This is a genomic window from Halobacillus sp. HZG1, assembly GCF_035818575.1.
Classification (GTDB): Bacteria; Bacillota; Bacilli; order Bacillales; family Halobacillaceae; genus Halobacillus; species Halobacillus litoralis.
In genome coordinates this window covers 89306-101204 of sequence record NZ_JAYLVQ010000062.1, presented here as the reverse complement: position 1 = coordinate 101204, position 11899 = coordinate 89306, and the positions used below count along the sequence as shown (strand labels likewise).

Genomic DNA, 11899 nt, shown 5'->3' with positions numbered 1-11899 from the left:
GTAGGAGCTGAATGCAATGCCGAATTTTTTTAAAAAACCAACGATGAGCGGACACTTGTGGATCATATACTTGATCTCTCTCATTCTGCTTGGCTTCATCTGGTACTATCAATGGATGCTTGGACTGATGATGACGCTGTTTTTAGCTGCGTCCATTTTTTACAGTGTCCGTACTGAACAGAACATGATCAATGAGACAGAAGAATATATATCGACTTTATCCTACAGGGTGAAAAAAGTCGGCGAAGAAGCCTTGTTGGAAATGCCCATCGGAATTGTTCTTTATAGTGAAAATTATATGATTGAGTGGGCAAACCCTTACATGAACAAGTTCACAGACGAGGATACCATTGTTGGAGAATCGTTAAAACGACTTTCCGATCACCTGATTCCCTGTGTGAAAGATGAGGAAGATGAAGTTTGGATCACCATTGCCGGTTATAAATTCCAGACAATCATCAAAAGGGACGAACGTCTGCTTTACTTGTTCGACCGGACGCAACAGACGGAGATCCACAACCGTTATGAAAATGAGCAGACGGTTCTTTCTATTATTTTTCTTGATAATTATGAAGAAATCACCCAGGGGATGGATGATACGGCAAAAAGCCATATCAACTCACAGGTGACTTCAATTTTGAATAAGTGGGCTGGAGACTATGGCATTTACTTGAAGCGAACGTCGCAAGAGCGTTTCATAGCGGTCATGAATCAGAAAATCCTGTACACTTTGGAAAAAGCGAAGTTTGAAATTCTCGATGATGTACGTGAATTGATTACAGACCAGAACGTTCCGTTAACGTTAAGTTTCGGTATTGGTGTCGGCCCGGTCAGCCTTCCCGAACTGGGAGAACTGGCTCAATCAAGTCTTGATCTTGCCCTGGGCCGAGGTGGGGACCAGGTGGCCATCAAAGATGATTCAGGAAAAGTCCGTTTCTATGGCGGAAAAACGAATCCGATGGAAAAACGGACACGGGTGCGCGCGCGAGTCATTTCCCACGCTATGAAAGAACTCGTACAGGCAAGTGAAAAGGTTCTGATCATGGGACACAAATCTCCGGATATGGATTCTGTCGGCGCATCGATCGGTATTTTGAAAATTGCCCAGGCGAACGACAAGAAAGCCGCGATTGTCCTCGATCCGGATGATATCGACACCGGCGTTCAACGCATGGTCGAGGAAATCGAGAAAGACGAAGAGCTCTGGCATTATTTCATTCCGCCTGAGGATGCTTTAGAGATGGTAACGAATGAGACATTGCTTGTCGTTGTGGATACGCACAAGCCATCCATGGTCATCGAGGAGAAGCTTCTATCCAAAACGGAGCATGTCGTCGTGATCGATCACCACAGACGTGCAGAGGAATTCATTGCCGATCCTACCCTTGTTTATATGGAACCATACGCTTCATCAACGGCAGAGCTTGTCACCGAGCTGCTTGAATACCAGCCGAAAAAACTGAAATTGTCGATGCTCGAATCTACTGCCCTGCTCGCAGGTATCATCGTCGATACGAAGAGCTTCACGCTTCGTACAGGCTCACGTACGTTCGATGCTGCTTCGTATTTGAGGTCAAAAGGTGCGGATACCGTACAAGTCCAGAAGTTTATGAAAGAAGACTTGGATGTCTATATTCGTAGAAGTAAGCTGATTGAACGGGCTTCTGTTTACAGAGATGGAATTGCGATCTCCACCGGGGACCGTGGAGAAACTTACGGACCTGTCATCATTGCACAGGCAGCAGATACTTTACTGACCATGAGCGGCATCGTTTCTTCCTTTGTCATATCTGAACGGAAGGATGGACGGATCGGCATCAGTGCCCGTTCTCTCGGAGATATTAACGTTCAGGTCATTATGGAAAAGATGAACGGCGGCGGGCATTTGACGAACGCAGCTACGCAGCTTGAAGATACAACGATTGAAGATGCAAAAGCATTGTTGCAAGATATTATTGATGAGTATTTTGAAGGGGGAGACACAGAATGAAAGTAATTTTCAAAGCGGATGTTAAAGGAAAAGGCAAAAAAGGCGAAATTAAAGAAGTGAACGATGGATATGCACGCAACTACCTTCTGAAGAACAATTTGGCGGTAGAAGCGACGAAGGGGAATGTCCAGGCGCAAAAAGCCAAAGATGCCAAAGTCGAGCAGCAAGCACAGGAAGAAGTCGAAGAAGCGAAGCGGTTAAAAGAGACGCTGGCGGACCTCGAAGTGAAGCTTGTGGCGAAATCCGGAGATAATGGACGCCTATTTGGTTCCATTACTAGCAAACAAATTGCTGAGCAACTGAAGAAATCCCACAATATTAAAATCGATAAACGTAAAATCGAGCTTGATGATCCGATCCGGACATTGGGCTATACGAACGTCCCTGTAAAACTTCATCCAGAAGTAACAGGTACGATCAAAGTCCATGTCGAGGAAAAGTAAGTCCTGAACGATCAAGCGCCCAATCCATTTTATTGGGCGCTTCTGTTTTGTATTTCTGGCTCCCATCCCTCTTTTTCATAACGAGAAGGAAGGATGTATAAAATAACCGTACAACGCTTGGTTGTTTGTAACGGACGGGCCATCCGTGCTTTAGATTCAGAGGAGGAACAACAGTGAGTGAAATGTGGAACGATCGTACCCCGCCCCATAATATAGAAGCAGAACAGGCGGTACTCGGGGCGGTCTTTTTAGAACCTGAAGCGATGTCGACAGCGGCTGAGTATCTTCTTCCTGAAGATTTCTATCGGGCGAGTCACCAGCGAATATTCGAAGTGATGCTTTCTCTTTCAGATAAAGGGGAGCCCATCGATCTCGTAACCGTAACGGCAGCTCTTTCTAACAACCAGGTGCTGGAGGAGGTCGGAGGGGTTTCTTATTTAACGGATATTGCAAACTCCGTCCCGACAGCTGCGAATATCCAGTACTACACGAGCATTGTGAGTGAAAAATCGACCCTTAGAAGTTTGATCCGTACGGCTACGAATATCGTAACAACGGGCTATTCAGAAGAAGAGGACTTAGAGGATGTATTAAATGCCGCAGAAAAAGACATTCTCGAGGTTTCCCAAAGGAAAAATTCCAGTGCTTTCAAAAGCATTAAAGATGTACTGATTGACGTTTATGACAACATTGAGCAGTTGCACCACAATGATGGAAGTACGACTGGAATTCCGACAGGGTACCGTGACCTTGATCATATCACCTCTGGTTTCCAACGGAATGATTTGATTATCATTGCCGCCCGTCCGTCCATGGGTAAGACCGCGTTTGCTCTGAATATTGCTCAGAACGTAGCGGTCCATACCGATGAGAATGTTGCGATCTTCAGTTTGGAGATGGGGGCCGATCAGCTCGTTTCCCGTATGATTTGTGCGGAAGGAAACATTGATGCCCAGCGTCTCCGTACAGGACAGATGGAAACAGAGGATTGGAACAAACTGACGATGGCGATGGGGAGTTTATCGAATGCCGGGATTTATATTGACGATACACCAGGGATCCGGGTCAGTGAAATCCGTTCCAAGTGCCGTCGCCTCAAACAGGAACACGGACTTGGCATGATTTTGATCGACTACTTACAGTTGATCCAGGGTAGCGCCAACTCCAAGGAAAACCGACAACAGGAAGTATCAGAAATTTCCCGTTCCTTAAAAGGGTTGGCTCGTGAACTTAATGTTCCTTTGATTGCTTTGTCCCAGCTCTCCCGTGGAGTTGAATCAAGACAGGATAAACGACCGATGATGTCTGACTTGCGTGAATCTGGTTCCATTGAGCAGGATGCCGATATTGTTGGGTTCCTTTATCGTGATGATTATTACGATCAGGAATCCGAAAACCAGAACATTATTGAAATCATCCTTGCCAAACAACGTAACGGTCCAGTGGGGACGGTCTCACTCGCCTTTGTGAAAGAATACAACAAGTTCGTCGACTTGGACCACCGGTATTCCGATGCCGATGTACCGCCCGCTTAAAGAAGGAAGACGCCCGAGACTTGAAGTCTCGGGCGTCTTTTTTTATAAGCAGCTTCTCAAAGAAGCCATCTATATCATCTCTCTCATCACGCCTCCCGAAAAGTCACGCTGAGAAATGGATGATCCTATAGGGTTAAGAAATAGTCAATGGCATGGGCGACACCATTTTCGTCATTCGTTTTCGTATTGAAGTGGCAGGCCTCTTTCACTTCATCCTTCGCGTTGCCCATTGCGGCGCTGTATCCTGCCACATTGATCATAGATAAATCATTCAAGCTGTCTCCAATGACCGCTGTCCTTTTTATCGATCGGTTCAGTTCTTCTGCCAATTTCATGACGGCATTTCCTTTGGAAGCAAGCCTGTGTTCCAGTTCGAAGTTATGGTTGGCAGAACTTACAAGGGTCAGGTCAGGATACTCAATGAATCGATCCCATCCTTTTTGGAGTTTTCCCTTTTCAAAGGAGAAGGCCAGAATGTTGTGCACATTCCTTTTGCTATCTACAATTTCTTTGTAAGAATCTACATGTAAAAAACCGGACTGACTAAATTGTTTTTCAGCTGCCTTTTCAAGGCTTGTCAGATCCGCTTTTGGATTAGCACTACGAATCCGATCAAGCTCAATGCTCATAAGCTCTCTGCCATTTTGAGGGGTTAAGATCGCTTCATCATCAATCGCTTCATAGTAGAACGCTTCTTCTTCCAGCCACCCTAAAATTTCGGTGACGTCTTCCTTCTCCATCGGTATGGATGAAAAAAGTGTACCATCGGGACGATGAATGGTCGCTCCATTGGCCGCAATCACCCATGTTTGAAGATCAAGGCTGGAGAACAGGTTTCGGACATCGAATGCTGCCCTTCCTGTTGCGATGACCACCTCTACGCCCTCTTCCTTGGCACGGCGTATCGCCTGAATATTATCTGGACTGATTTTATTCTCGGAATTTAACAGTGTCCCGTCTAAGTCAATGGCAATCATGTCCATAAGTCAGATCCCTCCTCACCTGTAACAATCAGGTCTACATGATGCTCTTGTAGTCTTTGCTGAAATTCTTCATCAGGAAGCTGGTCTGTAATGATGACATCTACGTCTTCAAGTTCTGCGAAAGTAAAGAACTCGGTCACTCCAAATTTCGTATGGTCTGCAAGAACGATGACTTGTTCTGCCTGTTTAATCATGTTCCGTTTGACCATCCCATCTTCTTCGTGGGCAATCGAGAGTCCTGAATCAGAGATTCCTACCACTCCGATAAACGCCTGATCCACATGGTAACTTTTTAAACGTTCAATGACGGAAGCTCCATAAAGGAATTGGTGCTCCTTTTGGAGAAAACCACCAAGCAACTGAATGGACACGCTTTCAACGTTCGATAAAATTTCTGCCTGGTGAATCGAATTTGTAATGACTGTGATGTCCATCGGGCGTATTTGATTCGCACATGCCTGAACGGTCGTGGATGTATCCAGAATGATTTTGTCTCCTGGCCGAATGAAAGATACAGCCTTACTACCGATCTGCTGCTTTTCAAAGGATACGGTCTTTAATCGGTGAGAATAATCCTGGATGGTTGTATGTGTGCGTGGCAGAATGGCTCCCCCGCGTGTACGAACGATCGCTTTTCGTTCCTCTAACTTTACTAAATCCCGTCTTGCTGTGTCTCTGGATATATCAAACATCTCACACATTTGATCAATGGAAATCCTACGATTTTCTTTTAAAAATTGTAGGACTCCAATCAGACGTTCTTCCTGATACATCGAATTCTCCTTCCAATGTTGCTCTTATAAGTGATTATAAGTAAAATATTAATTGAAATCAATTAAAAACAAGTTGTTTTAAGTATTAATGTAAATATTAGTTAATCTTGTGCTTTTGTGATAAAAATAAGGTATTCATTGTCAAAGAAACTTTCCCATAAAGGTTGGATTCGCTTGAACTCTCCCCGAACATCCTATGACAAGAAAGCAGATTATATCGAGAGTTATGAAGTTATGGTTTATAATCGAACAATAATTATGTAATTATAATTTAATGTTCGGTTTTAGCGTTGACTTGCGAGGTGTGAATTGGTAAACTGACGATGGATAACATATTTAACAAATTTTTGGCGGAGGTGCCTTATGTCTTCTGTAGTTGTAGTCGGAACCCAGTGGGGGGACGAAGGAAAAGGCAAGATTACTGATTTTTTATCACAAAATGCCGAAGTTGTCGCTCGTTATCAGGGCGGAAATAATGCGGGTCATACCATAAAATTTGATGGAGTCACATATAAGCTTCACTTGATTCCTTCAGGGATCTTTTTTGAAGATAAAACGTGCGTGCTTGGAAACGGAATGGTGATTGATCCGAAAGCGCTGCTTGAAGAATTAAAATACTTACATGACAAAGGCGTATCGACAGATAATCTGCGCATCAGCAACCGTGCTCATGTCATTCTGCCGTATCACTTGAAATTAGATACGCTGCAAGAGGAAGACAAGGGTGCGAATAAAATCGGAACGACCAAAAAAGGAATTGGTCCTGCTTATATGGACAAGGCGGCTCGTACCGGAATCCGTATTGCTGATTTACTTGATAAAGAAAGCTTCCGTGAGAAGCTCGAACAGAACCTTACTGAGAAGAATCGTCTTTTTGAAAAAGTATATGAAACAGAACCATTTACGGTGGAAGAAATTCTCGATGAATACTATGAATATGGGCAAAAGATTGCTTCCTATGTTTGCGATACGTCTGTCGTATTGAATGATGAATTGGACGATGGCCGTCGTGTTCTTTTTGAAGGGGCCCAGGGAGTTATGCTTGATATTGATCAGGGAACGTATCCATTTGTTACTTCTTCTAACCCAATTGCAGGTGGCGTAACGATCGGTTCTGGTGTAGGACCATCGAAAATTAAACACGTTGTTGGTGTTTCGAAAGCTTACACAACACGTGTGGGAGATGGACCTTTCCCGACTGAGCTTGAGAACGAAGTCGGAGATCAAATCCGCGAAGTAGGACGCGAATATGGTACGACGACAGGACGTCCTCGCCGTGTGGGCTGGTTTGATAGTGTGGTTGTCCGTCATGCACGTCGAGTAAGTGGAATTACAGACCTTTCCTTGAATTCCATTGATGTACTGACAGGAATCGAAACACTGAAAATCTGTACGGCATACAAATACAAAGGGGAAATCATGGAAGAGTTCCCGGCAAGTTTGAAAGTCCTTGCCGAATGCGAGCCTGTTTACGAAGAAATGCCAGGCTGGACGGAAGACATCACAGGCGCTAAAACGCTGAGTGACCTTCCTGAGAACGCACGTCATTACATTGAGCGTGTATCTCAGCTGACAGGGATCCCGTTGTCTATTTTCTCTGTTGGCCCTGACCGTGCACAGACAAACGTTGTTCGTAGTGTATATAGTGAATAATAGGAAAGCCTGGCTTACAAAGCCGGGCTTTTTTTAGAAAAGTCAGCAGGTATGAGAATCGGATAAGCGTTTGTTAGGGTAAACTTTACATAGATGAACAAGACGAGGAGTGTTTCACGTGAAACGTATTTGTGTTTTCGCTGGGTCCAGCGTAGGGAATGACCCGGTTTTTATAAAGAAAACGGAAGATTTGGGAGAAAGTCTGGCCGCTAAGGACATTGAACTGGTCTATGGCGGTGCTAAAAGTGGTTTAATGGGTGTCTTAGCTGATCAGGTTCTGAATAGCGGGGGGAAAGTGACGGGCATTATGCCAAGTCACCTTTTTGAGAAGGAAATCGTCCACCCCAACCTAACAGAAATGATTGAGGTAGGAACTATGCATGAAAGAAAAGCCAAGATGAGCGAACTGGCTGACGGATTCATCGCTCTCCCCGGAGGTTTTGGGACGTTTGAAGAACTTTTTGAAACGGTCAGCTGGGCTCAAATCGGCCTTCATTCAAAACCGCTCGCCCTATACAACATTGCGGAATACTACGCTCCGCTCGTTCAGCTCATTGAACACGCAATAAAAGCAGGATTTGTACCTGAAGATAACCGTGAACTTTTTATTGACTCCAACAATCCTTCTTCTTTATTGAATGAAATGGAGCGGAAAAAATAAAAGACGTGCCTGCAGGCGCGTCTTTTATACTTGGATCGTTTTAAAGAAAATCAGCCCAAAAAAGCGATACGTCAATTTAATACTTTCAATCGAGGACTCTTCGGTAATGCTCAAACCGTAGATCGTCGTTGGTGAGGTATCAGGTGACGCAGCCATTGCTTTAGAGGCTAGTGGCGAAGTGTCAGGGGCGAGAGGAATGGTTTCATATTCATTGATGGCATACGCATCTTCTACAAGCGCGTATGTATCGGTAATCATAAAACCTTTTTCAGAATCACTGATCTGCATCTTGATATTAGTAGGTTTTTGATTGTTATTGATGGAAACATCAGTAATCTGAATGCTTCCAAGTAAGCTCTTGTTACCAAGTGCGACAATGACAGTCTGCTTATCTTCTGTTGTACCGATTGACCCATGAGTAAGCGGTGGGTTCAGCTTTAAAAAACCAATAATGGAGACAAATAAAAGGATAAGGACGAGAATAATGTAACGAAAAACCTTTTTCAAACAAACCCTCCTTTCTTTTTGGTGAACAGAATTCAGAGAGAAAATATATGTTTCTAGTAAAATTACTATTGCTTACGTCTATTCTGTATGGTACGATAGTTATCGTTGCGGTGAACAAGCCGTTTGGTCCGGTAGTTCAGTTGGTTAGAATGCCTGCCTGTCACGCAGGAGGTCGCGGGTTCGAGTCCCGTCCGGACCGCCATTTTCATTATACCATTTGAGGTAGTCGAATACACACGTAATGTGATGGCCTCATTAGGTTTTAATGTCGAATGGTAATAAATAAATTGATTATGGCTCGGTAGCTCAGTCGGTAGAGCAACGGACTGAAAATCCGTGTGTCGGCGGTTCGATTCCGTCCCGAGCCACTCCTTAAAAAGCTTACGGAAATATTCCGTAAGCTTTTTTTTTATGAATTATTATTCAATTTCTTAGAATTCCTTATTTAACTATCTGGCAGGATTGTGGGAGAGTCAGTTTCGAGATGTTTTTTGAGTGGATGGGGGCTGCGGGGAATAACTCGCTTTCCACGGGAGCGCGGTGAGCCTCCTCGGACTGCGTCCTGCGGGGTCTCACCAAGCACTCTTTTCCCGCAGGAGTCTCGCCATTCCCCTCCGCCCACTAATCAAAGAAGATACTCGAAACTTCTACTTAAAAAATCAGCTTGTATGGTTAAGGGAAGTGGATAATTAAAACACCTCCAAAGTACGAAAAGCCTAGTTCAGAGCGTGTCATCCCTTTACTTTTAAATAAGGTTCCAATTCTCAAGTCGTTTCGAGACACTTATAAGGTAAAGGGGCGTAGGGAAACGGTGAGACTCCTATAGGAAGATGGAGCAAGACGAACCTTTTCCCGGAGCCCCTAGAATCACACAAACCTCTCGAAACTTAGTCTTCAAGAAAAGGGTGCTTATATGGAATATAGGGAACTTATTATAATGAACAGTTTAATATGAAAAAATGACTACTATTTCGTAATTTTGGTAAGAATATTATACCTTTTTTACATATTTGAATATCTATTTCTTATAAATCCTCCATGTGATAGATTAATCTAGGGAAAGTTTAGACAGGAGCATCAGGAGGATCAATATCATGTGGAAGAAACTAGCTGTCACAGCAATCTCTGTCGTAAGTGTCGGCGTAGGGACGGTCTACGCTGAAAGTTCACTTCCGACGGTTTATCACGTTTATATAGATGAACAACATGTGGGTATGGTAGAAAATCAAGCAGAGATCAAAGCGGAATTACGAGAACGTATGGAAGAGGCGGAAAAAGACCATAAAGGATTGGATCTTTCTTATATGGAAGAGGTCTCATTCAAGGAACAGAAAGTGTTTTCTGTGAATGATGAATCTTCAAAAGTCATGGATTCGCTTCAGAATGAATTAACGTTTGCCGTAGACATTGTGCGTCTTAACATCGATGGAAAGCCCGTTGCTCATCTTCCGAATGAAGAAAAAGCGGAACAAGTCATAGAATCGGTGAAAGAGGAATATGTCGGTGACGGTGAACTAGCCAAGTTGGAAAATGGAACGCCTGAACTGCCGGACATTGGTGAAACGAAGGTTATGGATGTCGGTTTATCGCTTCCCGTTACAATGGAAGAAGATCAGGTCGCGCTCTCTCAGGTCCATACAGTCGATGAAGCTGTGTCCCGGGTGGAAGAAGGTCGTATTTATCCGAGTAATCATTCTGAAGCGACATCGTTTATTGGGATGATGGCTAAATCAAAGAAACCGCTCGTGGATGTAGTATTTACAAAGAAGGAACGTAAGGAAGAAGTGATTCCCCATAAAGTTCAAATGAAAAAGTCGGATGAACTCTATAAAGGGGAATCTGAAGTGAAGCAAGAAGGGGAAGAAGGCAAAAGAGAGCTATTGATTGAGCGAACGTACCGTAATGGGGAAGAATTAAAAGAAGAGGTAGTGGAAAAAGAAGTCGTCAAAGAACCGGTAAAGAAAATTGTACTTCAAGGGACAAAGAGAGTTCCCTCTAAAGGTACCGGTGATTTTTCCTGGCCTGCTGTTGGTGGTCAAATTACCAGTAAGCAAGGCGAGCGCTGGGGACGCTACCATAAAGGGATTGACATTGCCGGGGTGTCCGATAAAACGATTAAAGCTGCTGATTATGGAAAAGTGATTGAAGCTGGATATCGAAAAAGCTTTGGAAATAAAGTAGTTATTGATCATGGGAATGGATATGAGACGATTTACGCTCACCTCTCATCCATCGACGTTAAAAAAGGACAGTCCGTTAAAAAAGGTGAAAAGATCGGAGTGATGGGAACGACGGGACGTTCTACAGGTGTACACCTTCATTTTGAAATTCACAAAGAAGGGTCGCTTGAAAATCCACTTTCCCACGTCTCCCGCTGACTCTAACCGCTATGATTGAATCATAGCGGTTTTTTCTATATAAAACCGACCGTGTAGTGAACGACTTTTTTCATTCCCCATGCATTAATTTTCAAAACTATTGACGTTGGGCTGGAGTAAGATTTAGTAAGAGGTTTAAGAAATAGGCATGATAAAAGTATAGGTGAAAGGGCTGATTTCGAGTGAGGTTTATGGTGAAATAAGACATTTTTCATTAAATAAGTTAAAATAAGAGAAAGAAAAGATGTCGAGGAAAGGGATGTGACGCAATATGGCACAGAAAATTTTAGTGGTCGATGACGAAAAACCCATTGCGGATATATTGAAATTTAACTTAGAAAAAGAAGGTTATGAAGTTGTTTGTGCATATGACGGGGATGAGGCGATTGCAAAAGCAGATGCAGAAGAACCGGAATTGATTCTTCTTGATATTATGCTGCCGAACAAAGACGGTAATGAAGTCTGCCGCGAAGTGAGGAAGCGTCATAATATGCCGATCATTATGTTGACGGCAAAAGATGCAGAGATAGATAAAGTACTCGGACTGGAAATGGGAGCAGATGACTATGTGACCAAGCCTTTCAGTAACCGTGAATTGATTGCCCGCGTAAAGGCGAACCTGCGTCGTCAACAGCAGGAGCCTGAAGACAGCGCGCAGCAGACGAAGGATATTGAAATCGGTCGTCTTGCGATTCACCCGGATGCGTACACGGTGACTCGTGACGGAAATCATATTGAATTGACTCATCGTGAATTTGAACTTCTTCACTATCTTGCTCGCCATATCGGTCAAGTCATGACTCGTGAACATTTGCTTGAAACCGTTTGGGGTTATGATTATTATGGGGACGTTCGTACTGTCGACGTAACGGTAAGACGTTTGCGTGAAAAAATTGAAGAGAATCCTAGTAACCCAATGTGGATTGTTACCCGTCGTGGGGTTGGGTATTATTTGAGAAACCCAGAACAGGAGTAA

At 43.7% G+C, this 11899-nt stretch carries 10 protein-coding genes and 2 tRNA genes; 9 read left to right on the top strand and 3 right to left on the bottom strand.

The annotated features are described in order from the left end of the window. Positions 1-16: 16 nt before the first annotated feature. From VKA52_RS11200 to dnaB, 3 genes are all read left to right on the top strand, one after another. The gene (locus VKA52_RS11200) at positions 17-1990 is read left to right on the top strand and encodes a DHH family phosphoesterase (protein ID WP_326315718.1); all 1974 of its coding nucleotides are present in this window, start codon (positions 17-19) and stop codon (positions 1988-1990) included. Then, a complete protein-coding gene (gene rplI / locus VKA52_RS11195; RefSeq protein ID WP_160910521.1) occupies positions 1987-2433 on the top strand; it encodes a 50S ribosomal protein L9 in 447 nt (148 codons plus the stop codon). Before VKA52_RS11200 ends, rplI begins: the two co-directional genes overlap by 4 nt. Before the next feature lie 173 nt (positions 2434-2606). After that, on the top strand, positions 2607-3968 hold the full coding sequence (gene dnaB, locus VKA52_RS11190; RefSeq protein ID WP_089650694.1) for a replicative DNA helicase: 1362 nt from the start codon (positions 2607-2609) through the stop codon (positions 3966-3968). A 125-nt stretch (positions 3969-4093) separates the two neighbouring features. On the opposite strand, the gene VKA52_RS11185 is transcribed toward dnaB, so the two are convergent. Next, positions 4094-4951 (bottom strand): Cof-type HAD-IIB family hydrolase, encoded by an 858-nt coding sequence (locus VKA52_RS11185; protein WP_326315717.1) that lies wholly within the window; start codon positions 4949-4951, stop codon positions 4094-4096. Beyond that, positions 4942-5724 carry a DeoR/GlpR family DNA-binding transcription regulator gene (locus tag VKA52_RS11180; protein WP_160910523.1) on the bottom strand — a complete coding sequence of 261 codons (783 nt, stop codon included), beginning with the start codon at positions 5722-5724 and terminating at the stop codon, positions 4942-4944. Before VKA52_RS11180 ends, VKA52_RS11185 begins: the two co-directional genes overlap by 10 nt. A 363-nt stretch (positions 5725-6087) precedes the next feature. On the opposite strand from VKA52_RS11180, the gene VKA52_RS11175 reads away from it, so the two are divergent. Together VKA52_RS11175 and VKA52_RS11170 are read left to right on the top strand one after the other, a co-directional pair. Next, the gene (locus tag VKA52_RS11175; protein ID WP_160910524.1) at positions 6088-7377 is read left to right on the top strand and encodes an adenylosuccinate synthase; all 1290 of its coding nucleotides are present in this window, start codon (positions 6088-6090) and stop codon (positions 7375-7377) included. 118 nt (positions 7378-7495) lie between these two features. Beyond that, positions 7496-8038, top strand: coding sequence for a TIGR00730 family Rossman fold protein (locus VKA52_RS11170; protein ID WP_326315716.1), 543 nt, complete (start codon positions 7496-7498; stop codon positions 8036-8038). A 24-nt stretch (positions 8039-8062) separates the two neighbouring features. Here VKA52_RS11170 and VKA52_RS11165 read toward each other — a convergent pair whose 3' ends face one another. Continuing rightward, a complete protein-coding gene (locus VKA52_RS11165; protein WP_160910526.1) occupies positions 8063-8545 on the bottom strand; it encodes a hypothetical protein in 483 nt (160 codons plus the stop codon). Positions 8546-8670: 125 nt separating this feature from the next. Between VKA52_RS11165 and VKA52_RS11160 the strand changes: the two genes are divergently transcribed. The 4 genes from VKA52_RS11160 to yycF all read left to right on the top strand — a co-directional run bounded on the left by VKA52_RS11160 (position 8671) and on the right by yycF (position 11899). Next, positions 8671-8747, top strand: a tRNA-Asp gene (locus VKA52_RS11160). Positions 8748-8840: 93 nt separating this feature from the next. Then, positions 8841-8913 (top strand) — tRNA-Phe (locus VKA52_RS11155). Positions 8914-9639: 726 nt separating this feature from the next. Continuing rightward, positions 9640-10923, top strand: coding sequence for a peptidoglycan DD-metalloendopeptidase family protein (locus tag VKA52_RS11150; RefSeq protein WP_326315715.1), 1284 nt, complete (start codon positions 9640-9642; stop codon positions 10921-10923). A 271-nt stretch (positions 10924-11194) separates the two neighbouring features. Next, entirely contained in the window at positions 11195-11899 is a 705-nt protein-coding gene (gene yycF / locus VKA52_RS11145; protein ID WP_160910528.1) for a response regulator YycF, read from the top strand.

Coding starts and splice junctions, on each gene's coding strand:
- VKA52_RS11150 (WP_326315715.1), top strand. CDS start 9,640: ATGTGGAAGAAACTAGCTGTCACAGCAATCTCTGTCGTAAGTGTCGGC.
- VKA52_RS11175 (WP_160910524.1), top strand. CDS start 6,088: ATGTCTTCTGTAGTTGTAGTCGGAACCCAGTGGGGGGACGAAGGAAAA.
- yycF (WP_160910528.1), top strand. CDS start 11,195: ATGGCACAGAAAATTTTAGTGGTCGATGACGAAAAACCCATTGCGGAT.
- VKA52_RS11180 (WP_160910523.1), bottom strand. CDS start 5,724: ATGTATCAGGAAGAACGTCTGATTGGAGTCCTACAATTTTTAAAAGAA.
- VKA52_RS11200 (WP_326315718.1), top strand. CDS start 17: ATGCCGAATTTTTTTAAAAAACCAACGATGAGCGGACACTTGTGGATC.
- VKA52_RS11185 (WP_326315717.1), bottom strand. CDS start 4,951: ATGGACATGATTGCCATTGACTTAGACGGGACACTGTTAAATTCCGAG.
- rplI (WP_160910521.1), top strand. CDS start 1,987: ATGAAAGTAATTTTCAAAGCGGATGTTAAAGGAAAAGGCAAAAAAGGC.